This window comes from Paenibacillus sp. FSL K6-0108, assembly GCF_045040695.1.
GTDB lineage: Bacteria > Bacillota > Bacilli > Paenibacillales > Paenibacillaceae > Paenibacillus > Paenibacillus pabuli_B.
In genome coordinates this window covers 1983345-2006880 of the sequence record NZ_CP150288.1, presented here as the reverse complement: position 1 = coordinate 2006880, position 23536 = coordinate 1983345, and the positions used below count along the sequence as shown (strand labels likewise).

Here is a 23536-nt window from a genome sequence, read left to right as displayed (position 1 = left end):
CTGTACACTGCCTAGGGGGCATACTCCATCAGCCAGCAGTCTCTCATTTGTCCTTCGTGAAGCTCGTGTTCTGGTAATAGTCTTACCTTCCTGAATCCACACTTCTCGTAACAGGATATGGCTCGTTTGTTCCAGGATTGCGGGTCCATGACCACTTTCCGGGCTTGCTTATCGTTGACCAGATAGCTCAACATGGATTGTACCAGTTGTGTGCCAATACCGCGATTCCAGTAATCCGCCTCCCCAATAAACTGATCTGTTCCATAGATAATTTCATCTGTGTCTCCATATCCATACTCGTTTCGTTCATCCTCCTCCAGTTCATAGAACTGGATATAGCCGATAGGTTTACCTTTGTATTCAACCATACACCGATGTGCATCATCGTCTTGCCGATAAAAGTGCTCTCTGACCAAATTCAGATCATGCGGGCGATCACGGCCTTCATAATATTGAAGTACTTCTGGATCAGACAACCATTGAACAAGGAGCTGTTCATCTTTTTCATCCAGTAAACGTACCGTAATCTCATTCCATTGATAGATTAGCATCACTCTGCATACTCCTTAATGATTTCCAGAGGTTCTCCTGAGACCCAACTCAGGTCCTTGCCCAGTAATTTTTCCTGATGGACATAATAGATCATCGGTTGCCGAATCGGTTCTGCCTGCTCACCCAAAGGATGAATGGTAAAACGCATCTTGTATGTGCCCACTGCATCAGGTATAGAGAAACCTGCAAATTCAGTAATCGCTGTTGCTGTCTGCCTCTGTAATGCTTGACGAAGAATCTCTTCCATTGCACCTGTGCTGCCAACGGAAGTCGGTCGAATAAATCGGTTGTCCTGTTCGTTAAAAGAAATTGAGCCCCAGCCAGGTACAAGGGGATATACAGTGTGCTGACCCTTATCTTCTTTTGTGCGTGTAATCGTTAATTGCACCTCGTATTCATCCGCAGCTGTCTGCCGAATCGTGCCCTTCATGTTAACATCCTGCGCTGTAACACTTGGAGCCAAATTATTATATACAATGAAAACTGCTACAATAACAATTGCAATGCCAGTTAGCCAAAATATCGTACTTCTACGCATGCATTTAACCCCCAAGCTAATTAACCGTAAGTCTGAAGTAACTCGCTCTCGATCAGTGTTTGTGTAACTCTGTCCAGTTCCGGAGAAGCAGACCAATCACTGTCTGTATTCAAACCATATTTAATCGTATGGATAACGCTATTGGCTGACATATATAAATTATGGTGTACTCCTGGTTGCACAATGATGTGATTTCCTTCGCCCATAACTCTGATTTCAAGCATTTGATCATTCGCAAAATTTGCATAAGCAATCCAACCAGACTGCACAACATAGAACTCGGTTATATGGTTATGAAAATGGCTATTTTGCCATGCTCCCTGAGATGAAGCTACCGTTCTGCAATAATAACTGCCATCCGCTGAAACCATTTTGTATTTCCGTTCCCCGTTAGCCATCTGCTCGAAGGTGGTAATCACGTTGTCCGGCCCTAGATTTCGTTCTAAAGTTTCTCTATCCAAACCATTACACCTCCTGATCTGAAATACGAAGGCAGCATTCCAACTCTATAATCTTCCTTTAACGCCTTACGGCCTTCCAGATATACTTGTGCTCACGCACAGCAAGTCTCCCATCAATCAGATTTTCCTTCAGCTTAACTTGAAGCTGTTCATGGTACTCAAGCCGTGTGTAATCCGGGTTGCCAGGGATATCGGAAAGAAAGATAGCGAACTCTTTTTCATCAGGGAAAACCATTAAAGCCTCGTTGAATTCCTCAATCTCAATGTTTTCATACTGATTCATGTGCAGCCTTTCTTGTACCTTGCTTACATCGGTATGAATGCCAAAGATCACGCCACCCTTTCGCAGCAATCGCCCATGTTCAATAATGGACGTAGGTCCTCTGCGGTCATAGATCAGGTCGAACTGTTCGTCTTCGAAAGGCAATTCTGTTTTGGTTGTAGCGTAGACAAATTCAATATTTCCAACGTCACTGGCCTCAAGCCCAGCTTGAGCGATACGCAGCAGCTCCTTCGAATTGTCAAAACCCGTAATATGATCGGTATAGGCCGACATTTTTAATGTGAATTCACCATGACCACAACCCGCATCGAGCACGGATTTATGCTGAGGCAGCAACTGCATCAAACGCGCTTCAAATACATCTTCTGCTGAATTGCCCTCCCAGGTAAATACAGACCTACCCGTGTATCCTCCGTTACGCCGTGCAATCATGTCATACCATTCCATGCCCAATAGATATCCCCCCAGAAGAAAATCCCATATTAAACAACATTCGACACAGGCAAGTCGATTTCCCTGTACATCAGTTAACTTTTTTCTCACTAAAAAAGTTATATCTATTCACATCTTGTGCTTGTTAAAATTTGAAACGCTTCTCTTATAGGCGCCGTATTAAGCTCGAAGTCGTATTTTTTAACTTGGATAAACCAATAAGATGTGGAGGTTAAATGAATGTCTTTTTTTAAGAAAATGTTAGCCAGTGTAGGTGTTGGAGCAGCCAAAGTAAATACAGAATTACATACACCTCAGGTTACGCCTGGAGGAGTCATCTCTGGGATTGTGTACATCGAGGGCGGAGACGTGGAACAGAATGTAGACCGAATCTACCTTACGATCAAAACCCATTACATACGGGAGCACAACGATCGAAAAGTAAATGAAACGGCCGTTGTAGCCAAATACTTGCTTACCGAAGGTTTTATATTACAGCCTGGCGCCAAACTGGAGAAGTCCTTCTCATTTGATCTGCCAGAAAATCTTCCCATTACACTTCATCGTGCAGAGGTGTGGGTTGAAACGGGCCTCGATATCTCAAGCGCCATGGACCCCTCAGACCGGGACAGACTGCATGTCGTTCCTACAAAAGATATGAACACTGTGCTTGATGCGATTGATCTCCTCGGTTTCAAGCTGCGTGAAGTGACCAACGACTATGCTCCAAAGCTTGGTGGCAATCTTCCCTTTGTACAGGAATTTGAATTCGTGCCAACGAGCAAATTCCGCGGTTATCTGGATGAGCTGGAAGTCCTGTTCTACCCGATGGGAGATTCACTGGAACTGTTGCTTCAGATCGACCGCCGCGCACGTGGACTTGGTGGCATTTTCTCGGAGGCGATGGGGACGGATGAGAGCTTTGTCCGACTGCATCTCTACGAGAGACACCTTGCCCGGGGTGCGCAGTCGGTTGCCCAAGGTCTGGAAGAAGTCATCTCCAAACATTTATAATCTATTAAAAATAGACCAAAAAAACAGTTCTCCTACCAACTTTCATTGGTGTAGAACTGTTTTTTGGCTATGTTTTTCTTTTATTAATAAACAAGTCCAACCTTAGGACCGCTGTGTCCAGCGCTGTATCCCCGATCGAAGTGCATAATATGCAGCAGCAAGCAAGAGAAATCCAACAGCAGCGATGAGGATGGAAGTCGTGTCCCAGCGGGCAATAGAGCCAAAAGCAACTTTGGACTGCAACAATGTGATGGATGAATCGTTGTTCATTTCAGGTACATGATTCAGCGTCATTAACATTCCTTGAACGACATTCCAAGCCATAAAACCCAGTGTGAATAGCAAAGTTACCAACAGGGATTCCACACTTAATCGTTTGTTGATCCTCATGATTTTGCCTCCTCAATTACGGTATGACAATACTTTGGAAGTTATAACATTCACTACATCATCTGTCGTTTGGCCATCTGTCTGTATGTACTCTTCAAAGCGTGCTCCATGGAATGCTTCGACACACTTAACCGCTTGTTTAAAAGTCCATCCATCGGGCTTATCCCCGCGCTTCAACAATCTCTCATGTAATGTTTCCATGGATGTCATCAGGGTAAAATGAAAAAGGTCAGCGTCGAGCTCTTTCAGCCCCCGATGGATGTAATTGAACTGCTCTGACTTGTAGATCGTCATTGGAACAATCAGATGTTTGTTGTACTTCTGCCTGATTTCACGGGCGACTTTCACGGTAAGGACTTTCCACAGCTCCATATCCTGAAAATCGTCCGTTTTCTCCACTTCCATCCGGACGTCATCCGTAATCACGTTTCTTAACATGTAACCAATCTCTTCAGGGTCGTAGATCATGCTGTTCGGAATTAACGTCTGCAGCTTGGTTGCAGCAGAGGTTTTACCCGAGCCAAATGCGCCATTAATCATCACAATCATAGTGATGCCCTCCTGCATGCCAGATTCAATTAGACAAGAGGTGCTGCAACTCCTGTTTCAGACGATCTTTGTTCGTATCCACATATTGATAAAGGAGTTCAAATACCTCTTCATTATCCGATTGCATACTTAAATGACCCGCTTCCAGCTCCACCCGTTGCAAAACCTCACGGATCTGTTCTCCATGCGTATTGAGGGTCGTCGTTACATCCTGCTCGGAGAGTGCATTCACATTTTCTCTTAACTGCTGAGGCGTTACACCACTTTCGGATAACATATGCTGGATGTTCTGCAGAATCTCTGCATCTGCATCATTGCCTATGCGCTGCATCGCTTCCGTCGTTTCACCCAGAAACTGCCCACTCGCATTTTCAAGAAAACCAGTAATACCACTCATGGAAAGCTCTGTATCCAGATCTACGATCAGGATGATATCTCGCAGCACCTGCGGAAGTTCCGGTCCGCATTCCCGAGTGGTCGCAAATTCAGCACGATACATATCCATGGCAACACTCCCCACCACTTCCTCACCCGACATGCTTTCAAGCTGATCCAAGGGCAACAATTGCTGCAATTCTTCCTGTAATTTGTTCATCTCTCTGCCTCCTGCATTAGTTTATCCTATGTATGTTTTCACCAGACCACTTCACCCACACCCTTTACACGAAATACAGATAAAGTTAACCTGCATTTGACCTCTGGAAAATGATCTGCTGTTATGATCTTGTCATCAAGAGTCATGGGAGGGGTTATGATGCGCCTGGCCTTGTTCACCGATACCTATGTTCCGGATACCAATGGTGTTGCTGGCACGCTGCACCGCTTAAGTAACCAGTTAAACCGCAAAGGAATTGAGCATCTGCTACTTACGCCGCAGTCAGTTATTGAAGGCAATCACGCCGCACCGGCCCGTTCGGTTACCAATATCCCCTTTTTCCTCTATCCGGAATGTCGTATTGCCTTACCTAATCGAGCAGCCATTCATCGGGAGCTACAGTCCTTTCAACCAGATCTGCTGCATATCGCCACTCCATTCAATATGGGTCTTTTCGGTCTCAGGTATGCGCTCAAGCATCAGCTTCCACATGTCATCTCCTACCACACTCACTTCGATCGGTACCTCGAATACTACAAGTTGAAAAGTGTCATTCCTCTCTACTGGAAGTATATCCAATGGTTCCACCGGACCTGTGATGCAACACTAACACCGTCTCAGGAGACCTTAAACGCATTGCAATTGAAAGGTATTCCACGTCTGAAGTTATGGTCCCGCGGGATCGATTGCAGCCTGTATTCTCCTGATAAACGAAGTTCCGATATCCGTACTCGCTACAACATAACGGCTCCTCTAATTTTACTCTACGTTGGACGAATTGCCCCGGAAAAAGATATCGCTACCCTCACCCTTGCCATGCAGCAGTTGCCAGAACCTATGCAATCCCGTGTACACTGGATCATTGTAGGCGATGGGCCATTGCTTCCCAAAATGCGTATGCAATCCCCACCCAATGTCACCTTTACGGGGTATCTGCATGGTGAAGAGCTTGCTGTTATGTATGCTTCGGCAGATCTCTTTGTGTTTCCTTCCTCAACAGAAACATTTGGCAATGTGGTGCTGGAAGCGATGGCTTCGGGATTGCCGGTGCTCGCTGCGAATGGAGGCGGTGTAAAAGATTTGGTCACACATCATCGAAGCGGTGTTCTGTTCGAGCCGGGTAATGCGGATGCATTGATTCGGGAGATATGCCTCTGGGGAGATCATCTGGATCAACTGAGGAATATGGGTCTTGAAGGCCGAAAACTTGCTGAGCAGCGTTCGTGGGATCATATTTTTGACAGATTGGTCGGAGATTATGAGGAAGCCATTGAGAATCGGAGAAGACGTACGAAAGATCGAATCATTACAGCTTGAACAGGTTTCACGTTTAGAATTAAGGAGTTTGGCCGAAAGATAATGCCGCTCTGATACAGATCAATTACGTTCCAAAACCCACCACATCAGCTTATGAAAGCCCATCAATTTCTCAGGAATCTGTTTCTCATTGTTAATCACCGGATCAAAGGTCCGGTTACCTGCTTTCTCATAGATGTGAAATGAACCGTCCATCGGAATGTCCTGCCTAAATTTATAAAGTGCTACAACATATCGCTCATTGGAATCCCCAATAATTTTGCCGCTCTGATCTTTATTGAGCTTGAGATCCTTTGGTGTGATATCTTCAGAATGCCTTATGGCAAGTATTCCATCTTTGATTTGAACGACAATGTGCCGATCCGATGCCTGAGGATATAACGCAATGGTAACCAGCAGAGTTAAGAGTATGATTAATGCATTTCGTAATGTCCCCTTCACGGTATGGGTTACTTTCTTTTCTGTTTTTTGTCCTGCAATGAAGATAATGCCTGCATTGATCATCACAATTAAGGGAAACATGATCAGTCTCATTAGACTCGTGTAAGGAAATAACTGAACCAGCAAATATAACAATAGAATTGTGGGCATCAGCAAAAGACATCCCTTGAACCATCTGTTATGTTTTAGGTTGGATCTCATACCTTTCCCCTTCCAAAGAAAGCATCTGTTTTCAACACGAGGTAATAAAAAAGAGTGGGGATGGCCATTATCCTCACTCTTTTTAACAGTCGCCTACTCGGTTGACAGTATGCCTTTTTCCAACAGTAATAGGTCAGCTCGTGGCAAAGGCGACTAATATTAATATTAGACTATGGACTCAAATGATATCGTGTCTTGCATGATGCTCCATTCCACCCTTGGTCTGGCCGCTGCCCCTTCTCCATTCAGGACATTTCCGATCCATATTTCGTCGGTCTCCTGATTCTGCAAAAAGTGCCGGATCGCAGCTTTAATCAGAATGGATGTATGTAAATCCAGCAGCTCATCGAAAGGAACCCAAAATAAATCCCCTTCATCCGATGGAATAAAGGCTCGATGTGTCGTCTCACCAAAATATACAAACTGCTGCCGAACTTCACCGTCGCTATACTGCAACAGCACATATCGAAGACGGAAATGATCAATTTCCGATTGCTTGAACCCCGTCTCTTCTTCGATCTCCCGATAGCTGGCGGTCATTGGTGAGTTAAGCTCGCCGTGCTCCAGATGCCCGCCAATACCACCCCAGAACTCAAAATCGAACAGCCTGCTGCCTGCCTTCTTCATCATCAACATGTCGTTTCCATTACTCAAAAACGCCGTAGCCATTTGTCTGATCTCCATGCGCACCTTCCTCAATGTTCTGTTATGTAGTGTAATTTCGAATCTAATCTGACGATCTTCTCTAGAGCAAGCCCTTTAATTCACCAAGATGCTCAATAGCATGCAATGGCTGGGTTGTAATGCTGTCCTGCCAAGGCTGATTGACCTTCATCCAAATCGTGCTCATGCCTACTTTTGCCGCTCCTTCCACATCATTGACGGGATGATCCCCAATGTAGATACATTGCTCGGGAGAGAGGTTGAAATGATCCAATGCCAATTTAAAAATACGAGGATCGGGCTTTTTAACTCCAGCCTCTTCCGAAACGATAATATGATCAAAATCATCCCGGATGCCAAGTTGATCGATTTTTCCATACTGAATCTCAGTCTTACCATTGGTGATTAAACCTGTTTTGTATTTTCCTCTTAGATGCTGAACCACTTCTCGCGCCTGCTCCATCAGAACAGCACTTCTCACATACTCTCTGCCATAGAAATCCATAAGCTCCGCGTGAGGCGGATTCTCAGCCCAAGGCAGTTCATGGAGCAACTCGTTGAACAAGACATCCTTGTCCTTGTAACCGTCCTCATCCAGCTCAATAATTCGTTTAAGAATATCATCCGTAGTCTCAAGATGGGCAAAATAAGTGTTGATCAAGCTCTGGCTGAAGCCTTCAAAGGTACTTGTTCTGTTGAGAATCGTATTGTCCAGGTCAAAAATAATCGCTTTAATATGATCCATCGTCATGCTCCTCCTGTCCGGTCTGTAACACATAACCCAACCATAGTTTAGGCCAGGGCTGGGTTTACCTTGTAAAACTCATTTTCATTTCTTCTTTTTGTGATAATGGTAGCCTGTGCACAGGCCCTTTTGTTTGGATTTCGCGGAACAATTATGTCCACCATTTTTGTCCAGTCTGCCTGGATGGGCATAAGCTGAAGAAGACACACCAATAAGTACGACAAGAGACAGAATTACAATGACAACCTTTTTCATAAGTCACCCTTCGATCACACCCTATGCTTTAGGGCTTAATTCATCCTCCATCATTCTACATGAAAACCCATAATTAGGATATCCTTATTACTCCAAAATTTGCTTATTCTATGATTTTAAACTTCCTCAACGCATGTGTGATGCCATCCTCACTTGCTCGCAGTGTGACATAGTCGGCACTTTGTTTGACGCGCTCTCCTCCGTTTCCCATCGCAATGCCAAGACCCACGTACTCTAGCAAATCAATATCATTTTCACCATCGCCAAAGGCCATTGCTTCCTCTTTCGATATATTCAGGTGGGCGAGCACTTTCCCTGCCGCTATCGATTTGGATACTTCGTTCTCTTCCAGTACGTTAGACACGTAAGGATGAAACCTCACGAATTTTAATGAAGGAAATCTGGAATGAAATTTCTCTGCCTCTGCTTGATCGGCATATAAACAAATGCAATACACTTCCTGTTCCAAAGAACTGATGTTCAAGGGGGACTCCATCAGACCGAGCGTATCCCTCAATGCATCCGTGACACGCACATCCGCCCCGCATAAACCATTCATCTCTAATGACTCTGTAAAATAAGAAATACTTCTTCCGTTCAGCTCGGCAAATTCACTGAATTCTCTAACCATTTGTGGAGACAGCACTGATTTATGTATCACTTCTTCACCGCTCTTGATTAATGCACCGTTAGCCGAAATCAGGGTCTCAATGCCAAGTTTCCTGAACTCCCCGCATAAATTATAAGGTCTGCCAGTGACCAGAACAACCTGTATGCCTTTACGAATCAATTGTCGAATCGATTCCTCTGTACTTGGCAAGAGACTTCGATCCTTCTCACTGAGTAACGTACCGTCCACGTCCAAAAATACGATTTTAATCAATGACACACCTCCTAAGCTATATAAATTGAACTAAAGGATATTTACACCTGCCACTCCGATGACAGAACAACCTTCCGATCGCTGTTATCCCCAGATTTTTTTAATTTTTATTTTCAAAGGGTAAAATCCGGGGATAGCGTATGCTTCCGATGTAGCTTTCTTTCAGAAAGCTTTTAGGCGAACGCTTCGTTTCTTCAGGTTATTTCTGTCCTCTCCGTGCCTTTACATTAACGGGTCTGGACGTTCTGGCTCCGCTCCATATACCATAACTGAAACGCCTCTACAGCTTCAGGCGGAATATCGTTTAGCGTGTGACGCAGAACAGGTTTGGCACGATTCACGGTTTGAATTGAAGCAACGCCAAACCAGCGTTGCAGCAGATTTCGGGTGATCTGTACCTCAATGACTTTTTCCCGCTTGGAGATGTATAGTGTTGAGGTTAATGCACCCGTTCGCAACTGGATAAAGTTCTGATTCAGCACGTATCGTGTATGGAGGAAATCAACTAATCTGCATATGACCACCCACAGTAACAGAATAGCGGAAATCATCCACCACGCCTGATGCTGACCCATAATCACCGGTTTGAAATAAAACAGTATACCTGTTGCAATAATCCACACCCAGCTTGGTATCAACATGCGCAGCCATAATGATTTTCGTGGAAGCTTTTGCATCTCCTGCGTTACCTGATAAGATGGCAAAATCTCCGAGATCATCTCGTAAGCTTGCTTCACAGGCAGAAAAGGATAGAGCGAGTTAACTTCCTGGTCGGATTCACCCACACCACCCGCTGTCGTTAGTTCCACTTCTGCCAGTCCTAGCAGTCTTTTCATTGGTGACTGCGTGATTTTAACCGCCTGGACTCGTTCCTTTAGAATTGAAAATGCGGTCTGTTCCAACATGCCTTTCGTAATGTAGATCCGTTTGCGATCAGAGGAGATTTGGAAATCACCATACTTTACAAAGGTTCTGATAATCCCTAGCATAATGGAAACAGCAATAAGTCCTGTAATGATCAATGCGGTAATCCACCAGGTATCCAGCCACGTTAATAGGATGCTCTCCGTCACTTTTTCATCGGGAAAGAAATCTTTTATCGACGAATAGAGCGATCCCAGAATCGGAATAAGTACCAGAAAGCTGAGCGACGTAAAAGAAGCTTTGAATATATCTTTTCGGGTGGACTTGTAATGGATAATCCGTTCAAGTTCTTCTTTTACCGTCGAGGGGATATATTCTTCCAGTGTTACGTGTTCAGGTCGTATCACTGGTTCTTCGTTTGGTTCTACAGCATCACTGGTTACATTCGCTTCCGACATGTGTCCCGCTACAAACTTTTCAAGCCGATCTGATTCTGAAAGTGAAACGACTTGCAGCTGAAAAGTAGCATCTTCTCCCTTGATGCCCGTCTCAAAACGGATGGATGTGACGCCGAACAAACGATGAAACAGCGACGTATGCCGGTTTACATTCTGAATTTTGGTATAGGGAATCGTTCTTCTTGTACGATTGAACACCCCACTGTAGATCTGAAAAGCCTTATCCTCTGCGGTATAACGCAGCGTAAACCAGCTCCAAATAATGACTATTACACTACACGCGATGGCTATATAGAAGACAATTCTGCCATACATAACCCACGTGGACACCGAGCCATGACGAAGAATAAATAAAAAAACGATAAATGCAAACGAATTTTTCACCAGTTTCCACAAACTCCAGAGCATGGCTAACGGGTGCTGTCTTTTCAGCTCATTCATTCATCCACCTCGTTAATCCTTGCATAGGACGCAATCTGATTACGCAGTTCAAACGCCACTTCCTCTGGCAGCGCCGGGATCGTATGAGATGAACCCATCGTACCAACCGATACGGAATATAGACCATATTTTCTCAAAAGGGGACCTTGGTTCGTCGTGACGGATTGTACTTTGGCCATGGGAATGATCTGATGTACCTTTTTCAGGGCCCCGTGTTTCAATTGCAAGAACTCCTCATTCGCATCGTAATACCAATGCTTGTATAACAATGAAGGCCGGATAAAAATCTCCCACACCGCATACAGCACTGAGATGGCAGTCACTCCCCACAGCAACCAGCCAATCCACGCCCTCCATCCAAAGACGGAATCCAGAACCAGCAGTGCTGCAAGCACAATCAACCCTATTCCGTTCGATATAATCGCACTAATTCTCCATATGGTTATGGCATCCGGCGATAAACGTTGCTCGGGTGTACTCTGTATGTACTGCATAACTTCACTCCTTTTTCTTACTGTACGAAGAATAGTCCTCTATCGATGCAGAAAGATTGACTCAGTAAAAGAGATGACCCCTGTTCAGTACAGGTCGTCATCTCTTAGGTTATTTTATTTTGCTGCAAAATCATTCACATCACATAACCACACCATATGGTCCGTGACTTCACCCCAATAATTCTTTGCCACGGCATAGGGTTCTCCAAACTTCCGCTGCCATTTCTTCTGCGCTGTCCGATATCCACTATCCAGGCAAAAATGCGTAATCTCACGCCTCTGAAGTTCAGCAGCCAAAGCCTGAATGAGAGCAGAGCCAATTCCATGACCCTGAACCTCTGGCAGAACGTAGAGACTACCCAGTTCCCCTATGTGGTTCAGTTGGTTATCTGTGCATTCTTGAATCTCCTCGCCGCAAGGCCCATACGAAATGGTGCCTACGACGTTATCTTCTCTTTTGGCTAATAGAAAGAAGACATCTGATTCCTGGTTGTTGTCAGGATACAAGGCTGAGTGAAGCATCGCTTTTTTGTGTTCAATTTCATCGCGTATGTCTTCGTGCAGGGAACCCAGCCCCTCCTGTATAAATGCTTCCGTAATGGATGCCTCGAATACCCGGCAGGCACCCTCCATATCCGATGATGTTAAAGGTTGAATAGTAATTAGGTGACTCATATGACCGTCTCTCCGTTTCAATAGCTGGTTAATCCGTATGACTCTGAATTAGTTTTCTTATTCGGTTTGCATCCTGAATGGATATACTATATCCGGTGGTCGTATCTTCATGGTTTACCAGAAGAGCTTTCATTTCGGGATCGCTTCCTATAGAGAAATCATACTTCATCAGGGAATCGTCCTTATTCATAATATTCATCTTATACTGTGCTACATAATTCATATTTCCAGGTATAATTTCCGCCTCTTCAATGGCCTCAACGAACATTCGGATCTCGTCAGGCTTATTAAACTGCATATTTTGACAGGGTTCAAATCTGAAGTCCGGGTTGCAGGTTAATGTGATGAGCGAAGGAAGAGCTTCTTTCGGACTAGAATTAGTTACATTCGGAGGGTTGCAGCCTGCAAGAAGCACCGCGAAGAGACCCAAGAGAATCCCTGCTTTTTTCATTAGCATATATACCTCCCGGCTCAACTAAACACCATAGTACTCAGTCTATACGAAATCATCTGTATTTAGCTCTAAATGCTTATGTTCACATGCTGTAACTCGGGGTCCCATCCTTGGAGCAGCACTTTTAAACGCTGGGCGGTATCGGCCACGAAAGCACTTTTCTTTACATCCGTAATGTACTGGGGAACAATACCGGGTTCGTTGGCGCTTTCATTAAAAAAGGAAAACGTACGCTCCCGCCAGCCCAGAATCTCCTCGGCGGTTAACAGATCAGCAATATCATAACCAGGCGCAATCGCAAGCATCTGCCAGACTTCTTTACTCCAACTCGCCTGTTGGTAAAGGTTAAAATCAATCTGATCCGTTTCCTGGTAATACAGACATCCAAGTTCATCCTTGGTTCGGTTTATACCCGAATCTTGATCCGTAATGGTAACCTGCTCCACAAATGCGGGATGAACGCTTCGGAACCAGTAAAAGTCTGTCAGGACATGCATAAAGTAGCCCCGCACGAACCATTTCCACCCCTCATCTGCATGTTGCTGAATGTAGGTTGAATACCGTTTTTTTAGTTGTTCAACGTAATCTCCCTCAATCTGATCCTTAGGGTTGAAATGAGTATGTTCCTTATCCGCTCTTGTCCAATTCTCGCGCATATGAATAGAGTCGGGTGCGATATTTCCCAGATAGAACGGAGCTCGCTCTACATGTCTTTGCAAGGATTCTTCAAAAAGAACAGCTACATTTAAATGGACCATTGGCAGTGGCATAGAGATCATCTCCTTTTTCACAGATCTGCTATACATACAAAAGAAAATCAATATAACCTATGTTCAAGCCTGCACTCGCTCTGTTTGTATCCTCTCAAATAACTGCCCCAAATCCGTCTGAAGTTCCGGCTGTTCGTTAACGAGCAGGTTTATGTATTCCGACCCGCATTCATAGAAAACAAGACGATTAAACGGGGCTGAGTCCCCAATATGATTGATTTCCAGTCCAAATTTCTCCCGAATTCGATTCTCCAGATAGCGCGCGTAACCTTCGTTCCATTCCAGCCAGTTGAAGTACTCCCCTTGTTCTTCACTCAAAGAGCTGAACAGGGCAACTCTAGCCTCTTTCACTTGCAAAAGATCCTTACTCTTCAAGGCTGACAGCAACGAAGTGATCCGCTGGACAACCATCTCATTGTCATAAGGAAACTCATAATCCAGTTCCCATGTTACACGTTTGATTTGCTCCATCTTACGTTTAATCTCAAGGCGGTCACCCATGTCGGCATACTGCTCATATACATAACAATGGACAAACTCATGATAGAGGTAGACCTTCTGCTCAAAATTTTGGAACGCCGCATCTGTCACCACTGCGCACATCCGCCCATCCATGTGATGCACCGGGAATGCTGCAAGGCATTCATCCGGAATATTCAGGTCATCTGGAACAGTTTTTACCCATTCATATTGCTGTGTCTCGGACGAATAATCATAGATATATAACAAAGTTTCATATGCCACAACCACGGGATAATGCTCTCTGAATAAGGGATGTATACTGACCAAATCTTTTTGAAGCTCCTGCAATTCGTTGATTTGCTCTAAAAAAGTATCCATGTCATTTACCCTCTCTTTAGTTGAATGATGATTCAATCATATCAATAGAGCAATAATAAAACACTGAGAGAAAAATGATAATTCTATTGTTGAGTGAGATTTCTACAGCTTAGAACCGTTCTCCTCGTTTCTCATATAGATAAAACAATCAAAAAATCTTCCCCCGAACATCCGGCAGGAAGACCTTACTTTATTTTATTGGACACGTTCACCACTTACCACATGCCAGTGTTGATGCTTCGAATCCTGGTAAGTACCCAGATTAGTTACGATTTTGGAAGAACCCGTTTGGACAACCATGTCCGCAGCAACCTTTTTGATAACGCGCATGATCTCCAGTAATAGTTCTTCATTATTCTCTTCTTCCTGTGAAATGAACGATTGGATATGGATCTTAGGAATAACAACGATATGATGTTTGTAGTATGGTCGGGTATGATGATAGGCCAGCACCTTGTCTGTTTCCATGACGATATTCACTTTGGTATTACCACTAAGCACTTCATCACAATAAAAATCCTGCGTCATATACGATCTCCTTTCACTAATTAGTTAATATATCCTGCTTTTTTCAGCACATATTCCGTGAACGGATTAATCTCGGGGATCGGCATGCTCAGATCAAAATAACGCAGTTCCAATCCTTCATCATCCATGACGGTTGGTTCGCCCTGAATTTCAGTAGCTTCATAGACTGCCATGACATTATACACTTCATCTCCATGCGGATACTTGTAATACATGTCCTGACCTGAAAAAACGGTAATGAGTTTATACGCACCCGCTCTCAGTCCAGCTTCCTCATATAATTCACGGGCAGCAGCTTCCTCCAACGATTCTCCCGGTTCCAATGATCCGCCAAGGGTTCCCCAATCCAGACTATCTGTACGTCTTTGCAATAACAGATGGCCCTGCTCATTGAAGACCAACACACATGAACCAGCCATGATTAGAGGGCGCGAACCCACCAGCTTTCTCAACTCCATGATATATCCCATAAAGATTTTCCCCCGTCTGTAATCAGATAAGTTCTATGTGTCTCTAAGACTTGGATTTAGTCAAGATTCCCTTGTCTACGGAATTTTGGATAATCTGCTGTGCGTACGTCCACAATGTTTCGGAACCGTTCTCAATCTCCCGATTTCTGTTTAACACCTGTTCACTTGAAATATTGTATTTCTGCCACGTATCTCCCTCATTCTGATGATTGTGGATCAACGGCTGCAACCGATCCATCGACGAGGCAAACTGTGCTTCATGGGTCTCCTTTGCCTCAAACTCCAGCCACAAGTTCAACATTTCTTGGGCCTGTTCCTCAGGCAATATCCCAAACAGTCGATGGGCAGCCTTGATCTCGCGGTCATATTTATCCGTATGCCCTACCGTATCGTAGGCAAATGTATCTCCGGCATCGATCTCAACGAGGTCATGAACGAGGAGCATCTTAATGACTTTGAGAATATCCACCTCCTTGTTGGAGTGACTCTGCAAAATCAAGGCCATCATCGCCAGATGCCAGGAATGCTCCGCATCATTTTCGAGTCTGTCGCCATGCATGATTCTCGTTTTTCGTTCTATCGTTTTCAGTTTATCAATCTCAATGAGAAATTGAATCTGACTCTGTAATGATTCGTTCACGATCATTCTCCTTCGGATTATAAAATTCATGCTTATTAAGCTCGCTAATCATCAGTTCATTCCCTTCCGAACGACACTCAGGAAATAATCACGATGGTCCGGATGACAGGCAATCAGATATGGCTCTGAATTCATGCCTTCAAAGGGAATCCCTTCAAAATCCATGACAATGGCACCTGCTTCTTTCGCCATTAATATGCCTGAATACAAATCGTCTCCTTCCGAATTGTAGAGCACAATGCCGTCAATATCCCCCTTAGCTAACATGCACCACTGTAAGGTTGGAGCCCATAATCGCATCATCCGTTTGAAACGAACATCCAGATGTTGACGTAGCCGTACTGCCTTCTCCTCATTTTGTACCTGATGCCCTTGAATCCAGCCAATGGTCCCTTTATGAATCTGCTCTTTCTTCTGAACTTTCATGGGGTTCAGATTACAACTTGCTCCCTTCCCACGTGATGCCACAAACAAACGATCCACCAGAGGTTCGTAAATAACCCCGAGAACGGGTTCTGAACGATACATTAATGTAATGGAAACGGAAAATATCGGTAGACCAATGGCAAAGTTGTTTGTTCCGTCTAACGGATCAATCATCCACAGCCAGTCACTCTTCTGTCCGTTATGCCCCCGCTCTTCACTATGGATCTCATGATCGGGAAAACGAATGCTAATTTCATCACATATCATCCGCTCTGCTTCATGATCTACTTCAGTAACAACATCGCCAAAGATGCCCTTCTCCTCTGCGCAGGTGATCTGATCAAAATGATCTTTGGCAACTTTTCCTGCTCTTCGAATGACTCTCTCCGCAATCTCTTGGGCTACACGAATGGTTTGTTCGATGACCATCACTCCGTTCGGTTACTTGTTAACGGGATCAACCAGATTCCGCCAAACCTTTAATTTCGTTCAACATGTACTTCGCATAATCCAGAAGCATATCATCACTCAGATTCACGTTTTCCAGCTCTCCGTTATACTTTGCGAGACATTGTGAGATGACTTCTTTGTACTTCGGTAAAATATGAATGAGTGCCCACTCGCCTGCTTCTCGCTTGGAGTATATAACCGACTCTTTCACATACAATAGCACCCGTGATAGGTTCAAAACATAGTAAACAGGGTTCTCCGTTATTTCTTCCATAGCTGAACCAACGTCAGATGTAATAGAGGCCAACATATATTCACGTTTTACGGGCTGGAATAACTCCTTAATCGGTTTGCCGACAAGCACAATTCCACGGTCAACAATAACGGCCAGATGTGCTACCAGATCCGGATCTTCGTATCCACCGCAAAGATATTGATCATCCGTTCTATACTTTTCCCGGTGATACCCGGAGTAATGAAATTCAAATGGAGTCGGAAACGTCAGTTTAGCAACCGTAGACTCCAAAATAATACTAAGTTCAAACCCTGTGACAATGTGCATTTCATCTTCGGTGTGCATCAATCTCTTCGCAATCCTTCGATAGGTATCAGCAGACAGCTGCTCCCGGCATACCACCAGTATATCGATATCGCTTTGATTGGGATGGAAGCACCCCATAGCCATGGACCCGTGCAAATAAATTCCCACCAGGGAATCCGAACATTCTTCTTTTAACAAATGAGTAACTGTATGTAGTACCGCCTGTTCATCCACCTAACTCCACTCCTTCATTTACGTTGTTACGTATCCAACTCCACTTTCATTTCCTCCACAAAAACAGCCGTTCCTCGTATTCTGACATCCATGTCCTGTCCATTTCTGACCACACTAACATGAACTTTCCCATCTCTCCCAATCTCATGCCCTTGCTCCACAACAAAATGAACCTGATCCATCTCAGAATTCATATACTCCAAATAATAGGCACCCATCACACCGGATGCTGTTCCCGTAACCGGATCCTCCGTAGTACCCGAAAAGGGCGATGAAAAATGTCTGGCATGCATTAGAGCATCTGAATCGCGGGTTTCCAGAGTAAAGGGATGCAAAGAGGCTTTCGGATTCTCATTTAATATCTCAGGAAATTGAGAAGAATCCGGTTTCATTTGTTGGAAAGAGAGCAGTTTGCGAATCGGTATCAATAACGTCCAGGTGCCCGTACTGCCATATACGATGGGTGTGGATAGATCAAGATCATCCATAGTTAGATTAATGGAATTTGCCAGCTTTTCTATATCACCTTGGAATGGCATGAAACGGGGTTGATCCTGCTTCATCTCGATGTTAATTGTATCGCCATCCTGCTGGAACTGAATCGGCAATATACCTACATTAGTCTCAATGGTAATTGACTGTTTGTCCTCCAAAAGCTCTCTAGTCTTTAACCCATAGATGGATGCCATCGTGGCGTGCCCGCACAGATTAATCTCATGACCCGGTGTGAAATATCGTAATCTAACGTCTGCCACGTCGGAACTCATCACGAAAACCGTTTCATTAAAGCCGACTTTATGCGCAATCTGCTGCATTGCTACCTCATTCAACGAATCGGCATGAAAGACGACTCCGGCTGGATTTCCTTTACCGGGAACTGTCGAAAAAGCATCATAATGATATACAGTGATTTCACTCATTGTAGCCCACCTTATTTTCAGTTTATACGACGCACATCGCCATATGACTCTACCACTTCACCATCGATAACGATCCCGCCACCATCTTTGCAAGCATAAATTGTTGTTGAATTGGCATGTGCGTAATCTCTTAATGAATCCAAAGCTTCGTCCGTTCCATCCCAATGTGGCGAAAATTCAAAATCAACGAGCGCCAGAGCCTGCTTGTCCATTAATCCAACCTGGTTCTCGTCTGCATCTTGGCCATATCCAGCAATTTCAATCGTTGGTGTAGTCAGAATACTGCCTGCGCTAACCCCAATCAGAATGCCGCCCTTATTCACATAGGAACGCAGTAATCCCATTGCATTTCTCTTCTGTAATAAACTTAGAAAATAAAATGTATTCCCCCCAGATAAATGAATCGCATCGGTTTCAAAAATCGTATTGAATCTGTTTTCCTCGTATTCCAGGTCTAGATCATAATAATCAATTGATTTGATTCCCAGTTGATTATAGTAATGTCTCGTATGCTCGAAATATTTCCGTCCCGGGTCGGAACACGAAGGCACATAACCAATGGAAGGCTGGTCAGAGTTGAACAAGCTCAATATTCTCTGATTCAGTTTCTGGTTATTTTCGAAATATAAATCACTTAACAAGACCAACTTGGTCATCTGAATTCCTCCCTTCCTTAATTCCAGATTACTTAATGCAACTGCCCATTAATATATCTTCTATGACTTGAAGATGCGTCCTGAGCCCACAATTCCAACTCGATTCTACTAACCAAAAATTGATCTTGGACCTTGATGAAAGGAAACATTTTCCCTTCAAAGAAACCCGATGCCGAGAAACTTCCTTGTTCGGCCTTGATTATGTCCATCACCTGTTCTTTAGTCATACTCAGATACTCCGCCGTTTCTTGGATGGTCATTAATGTTTTGTTATTGTTCGGCATATTCTGTTCCACTGCCTGAGCCGGTTCACTGACTCTTCCCTGATTTGATAGCAGCAGGCAGCCAACAATAAACGATATTCCCAAAATGGCACTAGCTAACAGTATGGATATCGGAGTGGATTTCATTGTTTGGGAGTCTCCCACTCTGTATTAAGCAAACCTCTACCAATATTCCATTGGGCAAGCAATGCCCGCTGTCTATTTTCCAAATCAAGATATGGTGCTGCAACACAGGATAGTGTGTCGAACAGATGGATAAAATGAGGTCCCTCCTTGAAACGTCGAAGCCCGCCATACCCTTCATCATCCGCTGCCCATACGATCTTTTTGATCCCCGACATTAGGATGGTGCATGAACACATGGGACAAGGTTCACAAGTGGTGTAGAGGGTCAGGTCATTCTTCGTGTACCGCTTCTTACTTACATCCAGCAAATGTTGCCCTGCCTGACGAATAGCATCGACTTCAGCGTGTGCGGTGGGATCACATTCGGAGAAGACTCGGTTTCTGCCCCTACTCACGACATTCCCATCTGCATCCACAATGATTGCACCAATCGGATAGGTTCCCTCGATTAGCGCCTGATCTGCCTCTTCCAGAGCCAAGGTTAAATATTCATAATCTGATAATCTCACGAAAAATCCCCCTTAGTGTAGATAGTGACCGCTTACAAAATAAAGTCTTGGTCCTTCAATCTTTAATCCGAGAAAAGGTTTGATGTCCAAATGTCCTCTCTTCTCTATTACAGATCTCTAATCGTGTAATGACCCGCTTCGCCCAGAAAGTCACTTCGGGTTAATCCCTGTTCTCCAAGAAAAGCTCTATAGCTCGTTATCGTACCATCATGTGAAATGATAAAGGTTCTCGCGCCGTAATTTCTGCACCATTGAACTAGCTGTCCAGCATAGATCTCAAATCGATGTTCCTCCATCCGATTAATCCCATCCACCCAGCAATCAAGTTCAAAATCAAGAATTCGCAAACCCGTATACTGAGCATTTAATTCATCTTTCGAATAGATCTGATCACAGCGCAGAACCGGGAACTCCGGGTTTTGAGGGAACATTCTCGGGCCAACAAGTGGACAGACTGTCAGTTTATCGCTTGATGTTAAGATGAGTGCCGTTTCTATCGTTCGTTTCGTAGGACTCACCAAAACGATGTCGTTCGGTAAGATTTTAATTTGCTTTCGTAATTCAGTTGCCTGCCTCTTTCCTAGTTCAGTAAGTCCCGGATGCAACTGGTTTAGCTGATGAGGATAATGAAGCAAATGTTCAGCGTGACGATGACGAATAAATGTAAGATCCATAAGCTCCTCCTATTTCAAATACACCGGATAAACCTCCATTATGTATTGTATTGCCGCACGAAGAAATCTCGTACTTGTACTTTAGTATCTCAAAGTGAAATTTTCAGGATCCTCTCCAATTCCTCCTGACAAGCAGCGCGGTTATATTCCGAATTGTCCAGCCAATACTTGTCCATCTTCAGCAACTGATAAATATCTGTCTCCAGCTCTTTTCTTGCCTGAAGAACCTTCACCGTGCCTTCAACACCATGATATCCTTCCGCGAGCCCCCATCCTTGATTGGTGTAATATTGTACGAATCCGTCTGACCATTCCTTGGGTCTTTCCTGAATTGCTTTGTCAAAGGTATGTGCAATATCCTCCTGATGAATATAGATTAGCAGCGGATTCAATGGTTGAACGATCTGCTCCAATTCCAGAACATATTGCACGTTTTCTTCTCTGGATTGATTGGTTTTCACCAAACCTATGGTCAATGGATTTTGAATAAAACAACATTCAAATATGGTAATGGAGTCATCATCCGCCCTTATCACGCTTTCGGTAAAACCCCGCCATTTTTCGGTGATTAGCTTCATATTTTGTTCAAAAGGTAGTTCATAAATATCTTTGCAAAATATCTCCTGCACCACATAATCGGGGAAATCCACTCCAAACTCCTCTTTCATTTTGCGATAAGGAATTAGAAAACCATTTTGATAGACTGTAGCTCTACTCTCCAATATATGTTTACACGTCTCGTGAGCATCCACCAAAGACCTGAACTCTTCCGCAGAATAAAAGGCCACACCATCATAATCAGCAGGGTGATCCAGATTCCCTTCCTGAAAGAGCTGCACCTTCTTGCCTTGCTCAATCAGAATCTCGGAAACCATCTTGGCAATCGTCGACTTTCCTGAACCCGGTAATCCCTCAATAAGTATCAATTGTTTTGTCATGATTTCATCACCCTTTACTTCATTTCATTCAGTTATTGTTAATCGATGTCTGCAAAAATCCATTTCGCAGCATCGCCATCCGCTTTCTTTTTCCAGAACACCATGCTAGAACTGACCTCTTCCTCGTTCTCTCTTAATTCAGTAACCATCACAAGTGCCTCATAGAGCTTCTTTTGCTCTCGAATCGTGATCTCGCTCATAGAAACCACCTTGCGAACTTTAAAACCTGAAAAGCTTGATACTGGCGTGCCTGAGACTGGCGATTGTGGATCAAAAAGGCTCCTATAGCCCTGCTCATCTTCTTCCCACATATAACGCATGCGGGAATTCATCAGTTTGATGATTTCCAGTTCATCACCTGTATACTTCGTTTCATCAAGGTACACAGGAGGAATGCCTTTGTCTTTTTTGGGTGCTTCTGCTTCATCATCCTTCTGCTCGTTTGCTTCATCAGTAACGCTTTCCGTCACTGGAGTCGTTGGTTTCTGCACAGCTTCATGGGTTGTTTTATCCTGACAGGCGATTAAGAACAGAAATAATAACGACAACGCAGTTAACTTTTTCATGTCCAAGCCTCCAACATATGCACAACCTCGGCAAGACTCTTGCACTCATAATCCGGAGTAATCTGTTGCGGTTTGGGTTTTCCTTTTCGATTCAACCAGATAGCCTTAATTCCCGCATGTTGCGCTCCTTGTACATCACTCACCAGAGAATCCCCTATATGGATCACCTCATCTCGCTTCAAACCATACCTCTTGATCGCTTCATTAAACATCTCTGACCTTGGCTTATAAGATCGGACATCCTCGCTGGTAATCACTCCGGCCACTTCAATGTTATGTACCTTCATTGCGGCTTTCACGTCATCCGTATCGATATTGGAAAGGATATATACCGGAACTTCAAGAGAATGAAGAAAGGGAATTGAATCAGCAAATATGCCTGGGTTACGCCAATGTGCCAACTGTTCCTGATTAAGCGACTCAGCTTGTAGATCCGATTGAAAATGGAGAAGCGTTTCTGCCAGGGATTGCACGTTCAGCATTCTTTGCGTGGTAAACTGACTGCCGTGGCTTGCATGAAACAACGTTGAAAAAGCCTTCCACCAATATGCACCTATCTCATCCGTTGTGCACTCCACCTGCGCTGAAGCTTGAACCCGTTTATAAATCACGGGAAGAATATCATCATCTTCATGAACAACGGTCCCATAGAAATCAAGGAAAATGGCTTTCATTCAATTCCTCCCACTAAAATACTCTTAATCCCCAAAAAAACTTCCTATGTATGTTAAATTTTCTCTGTAGGTACATCATAACCCATAATGTGGAATTTGCGAATGAACCAAATAACGTAATCCGCCCCTCCTTGCGAATTCTGTTCAACACAAAAACCACGCTGCTCTGCATGTTTGCATCATACAATAGCGTGGTATGTGAATACGTCTTTTCCTACTCCCAACATCTGAATAGTAACCTATTATCTCTTAAAAAACATGTTCATTACACCAAGGGCTTTAATCTTGATCTCATTACCCTCACCATCTGTGTAAAGCTCGTCATACGTCGTAAAGATTCCCACATGCTGTATATGTCCACTTCTGGAAATAAGAATTTTTTCCTGGCCGTTCGTGATCTGTGTATACGTTGTTTCATTGATGTCGTAGGAGACATGTATACCATACTCGCTTTCCAGCCATGTATAAAAATCGGTTCTGGTTGGATTGGTAATAATCATAATGACAACTAAAGTGACAAGACTCATAACAACTGGTAATTTGCGGATCATATTCGGGTCATAGCTAAAAATACTCTTCATCTTG

34 protein-coding genes are annotated in these 23536 nt (G+C 44.0%); 2 read left to right on the top strand and 32 right to left on the bottom strand.

Features of this window, described 5'->3' with window-relative positions; translation table 11 throughout:
- Window positions 1-11: 11 nt before the first annotated feature.
- Genes MHB49_RS09335 through MHB49_RS09320 form a run of 4 tightly spaced genes read right to left on the bottom strand, consistent with a single transcriptional unit; the run spans window position 12 to window position 2281 of the window.
- Entirely contained in the window at window positions 12-551 is a 540-nt protein-coding gene (locus MHB49_RS09335) for a GNAT family N-acetyltransferase (protein WP_405155925.1), read from the bottom strand.
- Window positions 551-1090, bottom strand: coding sequence for a hypothetical protein (locus MHB49_RS09330; RefSeq protein ID WP_405155924.1), 540 nt, complete (start codon window positions 1088-1090; stop codon window positions 551-553). Before MHB49_RS09330 ends, MHB49_RS09335 begins: the two co-directional genes overlap by 1 nt.
- A 20-nt stretch (window positions 1091-1110) precedes the next feature.
- Window positions 1111-1551: a cupin domain-containing protein gene (locus tag MHB49_RS09325; RefSeq protein WP_405155923.1), complete on the bottom strand. Its 441-nt coding sequence runs from the start codon at window positions 1549-1551 to the stop codon at window positions 1111-1113.
- 58 nt (window positions 1552-1609) lie between these two features.
- Window positions 1610-2281, bottom strand: a complete 672-nt coding sequence (locus tag MHB49_RS09320; protein ID WP_256222194.1) for a bifunctional 2-polyprenyl-6-hydroxyphenol methylase/3-demethylubiquinol 3-O-methyltransferase UbiG — start codon at window positions 2279-2281, stop codon at window positions 1610-1612.
- Between the two features lie 225 nt (window positions 2282-2506).
- On the opposite strand from MHB49_RS09320, the gene MHB49_RS09315 reads away from it, so the two are divergent.
- Entirely contained in the window at window positions 2507-3280 is a 774-nt protein-coding gene (locus MHB49_RS09315) for a sporulation protein (protein WP_109999463.1), read from the top strand.
- A gap of 102 nt (window positions 3281-3382) precedes the next feature.
- Here the strand turns inward: MHB49_RS09315 and MHB49_RS09310 are convergent, their stop codons facing one another.
- The 3 genes from MHB49_RS09310 to MHB49_RS09300 are packed head-to-tail and all read right to left on the bottom strand — an operon-like array spanning window position 3383 to window position 4814.
- Complete coding sequence (locus MHB49_RS09310; protein ID WP_405155922.1) at window positions 3383-3670, bottom strand: hypothetical protein; 288 nt, start codon at window positions 3668-3670, stop codon at window positions 3383-3385.
- 12 nt (window positions 3671-3682) lie between these two features.
- A complete protein-coding gene (locus MHB49_RS09305) occupies window positions 3683-4219 on the bottom strand; it encodes an AAA family ATPase (RefSeq protein WP_405155921.1) in 537 nt (178 codons plus the stop codon).
- A 25-nt stretch (window positions 4220-4244) separates the two neighbouring features.
- Entirely contained in the window at window positions 4245-4814 is a 570-nt protein-coding gene (locus tag MHB49_RS09300; protein WP_405155920.1) for a DUF4375 domain-containing protein, read from the bottom strand.
- 156 nt (window positions 4815-4970) lie between these two features.
- On the opposite strand from MHB49_RS09300, the gene MHB49_RS09295 reads away from it, so the two are divergent.
- Complete coding sequence (locus tag MHB49_RS09295) at window positions 4971-6131, top strand: glycosyltransferase family 4 protein (RefSeq protein ID WP_405155919.1); 1161 nt, start codon at window positions 4971-4973, stop codon at window positions 6129-6131.
- 60 nt (window positions 6132-6191) lie between these two features.
- Here the strand turns inward: MHB49_RS09295 and MHB49_RS09290 are convergent, their stop codons facing one another.
- The 25 genes from MHB49_RS09290 to MHB49_RS09170 all read right to left on the bottom strand — a co-directional run bounded on the left by MHB49_RS09290 (window position 6192) and on the right by MHB49_RS09170 (window position 23532).
- Window positions 6192-6722 carry a hypothetical protein gene (locus tag MHB49_RS09290; RefSeq protein ID WP_405155918.1) on the bottom strand — a complete coding sequence of 177 codons (531 nt, stop codon included), beginning with the start codon at window positions 6720-6722 and terminating at the stop codon, window positions 6192-6194.
- 216 nt (window positions 6723-6938) lie between these two features.
- Window positions 6939-7457: an NUDIX domain-containing protein gene (locus MHB49_RS09285; RefSeq protein ID WP_405155917.1), complete on the bottom strand. Its 519-nt coding sequence runs from the start codon at window positions 7455-7457 to the stop codon at window positions 6939-6941.
- 61 nt (window positions 7458-7518) lie between these two features.
- Complete coding sequence (locus tag MHB49_RS09280; protein ID WP_405155916.1) at window positions 7519-8181, bottom strand: HAD family hydrolase; 663 nt, start codon at window positions 8179-8181, stop codon at window positions 7519-7521.
- 84 nt (window positions 8182-8265) lie between these two features.
- Entirely contained in the window at window positions 8266-8436 is a 171-nt protein-coding gene (locus MHB49_RS09275) for a YHYH domain-containing protein (protein ID WP_094030689.1), read from the bottom strand.
- Between the two features lie 103 nt (window positions 8437-8539).
- Window positions 8540-9319, bottom strand: coding sequence for a Cof-type HAD-IIB family hydrolase (locus MHB49_RS09270; RefSeq protein WP_405155915.1), 780 nt, complete (start codon window positions 9317-9319; stop codon window positions 8540-8542).
- Window positions 9320-9546: 227 nt separating this feature from the next.
- Window positions 9547-11082 carry a PH domain-containing protein gene (locus tag MHB49_RS09265; RefSeq protein WP_405155914.1) on the bottom strand — a complete coding sequence of 512 codons (1536 nt, stop codon included), beginning with the start codon at window positions 11080-11082 and terminating at the stop codon, window positions 9547-9549.
- A complete protein-coding gene (locus MHB49_RS09260) occupies window positions 11079-11576 on the bottom strand; it encodes a PH domain-containing protein (protein WP_405155913.1) in 498 nt (165 codons plus the stop codon). Before MHB49_RS09260 ends, MHB49_RS09265 begins: the two co-directional genes overlap by 4 nt.
- A gap of 114 nt (window positions 11577-11690) precedes the next feature.
- Window positions 11691-12251: a GNAT family N-acetyltransferase gene (locus MHB49_RS09255; protein ID WP_405155912.1), complete on the bottom strand. Its 561-nt coding sequence runs from the start codon at window positions 12249-12251 to the stop codon at window positions 11691-11693.
- A 28-nt stretch (window positions 12252-12279) separates the two neighbouring features.
- The gene (locus tag MHB49_RS09250; protein ID WP_405155911.1) at window positions 12280-12702 is read right to left on the bottom strand and encodes a hypothetical protein; all 423 of its coding nucleotides are present in this window, start codon (window positions 12700-12702) and stop codon (window positions 12280-12282) included.
- A 71-nt stretch (window positions 12703-12773) separates the two neighbouring features.
- Window positions 12774-13475, bottom strand: coding sequence for a hypothetical protein (locus MHB49_RS09245; RefSeq protein WP_405155910.1), 702 nt, complete (start codon window positions 13473-13475; stop codon window positions 12774-12776).
- A gap of 63 nt (window positions 13476-13538) precedes the next feature.
- Window positions 13539-14315, bottom strand: coding sequence for a hypothetical protein (locus MHB49_RS09240; protein WP_405155909.1), 777 nt, complete (start codon window positions 14313-14315; stop codon window positions 13539-13541).
- 195 nt (window positions 14316-14510) lie between these two features.
- Window positions 14511-14843 carry an HIT domain-containing protein gene (locus MHB49_RS09235; RefSeq protein WP_247901543.1) on the bottom strand — a complete coding sequence of 111 codons (333 nt, stop codon included), beginning with the start codon at window positions 14841-14843 and terminating at the stop codon, window positions 14511-14513.
- Window positions 14844-14863: 20 nt separating this feature from the next.
- Complete coding sequence (locus MHB49_RS09230; protein WP_090894908.1) at window positions 14864-15313, bottom strand: NUDIX hydrolase; 450 nt, start codon at window positions 15311-15313, stop codon at window positions 14864-14866.
- 43 nt (window positions 15314-15356) lie between these two features.
- Window positions 15357-15959, bottom strand: coding sequence for an HD family hydrolase (locus MHB49_RS09225; RefSeq protein WP_405157093.1), 603 nt, complete (start codon window positions 15957-15959; stop codon window positions 15357-15359).
- A 45-nt stretch (window positions 15960-16004) separates the two neighbouring features.
- Window positions 16005-16802, bottom strand: a complete 798-nt coding sequence (locus MHB49_RS09220) for an inositol monophosphatase family protein (protein WP_405157092.1) — start codon at window positions 16800-16802, stop codon at window positions 16005-16007.
- A gap of 34 nt (window positions 16803-16836) precedes the next feature.
- A complete protein-coding gene (locus MHB49_RS09215) occupies window positions 16837-17604 on the bottom strand; it encodes an aminoglycoside adenylyltransferase domain-containing protein (protein ID WP_405155908.1) in 768 nt (255 codons plus the stop codon).
- Between the two features lie 26 nt (window positions 17605-17630).
- Window positions 17631-18524 (bottom strand): PhzF family phenazine biosynthesis protein, encoded by an 894-nt coding sequence (locus tag MHB49_RS09210; protein ID WP_405155907.1) that lies wholly within the window; start codon window positions 18522-18524, stop codon window positions 17631-17633.
- Window positions 18525-18541: 17 nt separating this feature from the next.
- Window positions 18542-19180, bottom strand: a complete 639-nt coding sequence (locus MHB49_RS09205) for a Type 1 glutamine amidotransferase-like domain-containing protein (RefSeq protein ID WP_405155906.1) — start codon at window positions 19178-19180, stop codon at window positions 18542-18544.
- Between the two features lie 32 nt (window positions 19181-19212).
- Window positions 19213-19590, bottom strand: a complete 378-nt coding sequence (locus MHB49_RS09200) for a hypothetical protein (protein WP_405155905.1) — start codon at window positions 19588-19590, stop codon at window positions 19213-19215.
- Window positions 19587-20099, bottom strand: a complete 513-nt coding sequence (locus tag MHB49_RS09195; RefSeq protein WP_405155904.1) for a nucleoside deaminase — start codon at window positions 20097-20099, stop codon at window positions 19587-19589. The genes MHB49_RS09200 and MHB49_RS09195 overlap by 4 nt, the downstream gene beginning before the upstream one ends.
- A 107-nt stretch (window positions 20100-20206) precedes the next feature.
- Window positions 20207-20773, bottom strand: coding sequence for a histidine phosphatase family protein (locus MHB49_RS09190; protein ID WP_405155903.1), 567 nt, complete (start codon window positions 20771-20773; stop codon window positions 20207-20209).
- 89 nt (window positions 20774-20862) lie between these two features.
- On the bottom strand, window positions 20863-21711 hold the full coding sequence (locus tag MHB49_RS09185; protein WP_405155902.1) for an adenylyl-sulfate kinase: 849 nt from the start codon (window positions 21709-21711) through the stop codon (window positions 20863-20865).
- A gap of 38 nt (window positions 21712-21749) precedes the next feature.
- Window positions 21750-22277 (bottom strand): hypothetical protein, encoded by a 528-nt coding sequence (locus MHB49_RS09180; RefSeq protein WP_405155901.1) that lies wholly within the window; start codon window positions 22275-22277, stop codon window positions 21750-21752.
- The gene (locus MHB49_RS09175; RefSeq protein WP_405155900.1) at window positions 22274-22951 is read right to left on the bottom strand and encodes an HAD family hydrolase; all 678 of its coding nucleotides are present in this window, start codon (window positions 22949-22951) and stop codon (window positions 22274-22276) included. Before MHB49_RS09175 ends, MHB49_RS09180 begins: the two co-directional genes overlap by 4 nt.
- A gap of 242 nt (window positions 22952-23193) precedes the next feature.
- Entirely contained in the window at window positions 23194-23532 is a 339-nt protein-coding gene (locus MHB49_RS09170; protein ID WP_405155899.1) for a hypothetical protein, read from the bottom strand.
- Window positions 23533-23536: the final 4 nt, after the last annotated feature.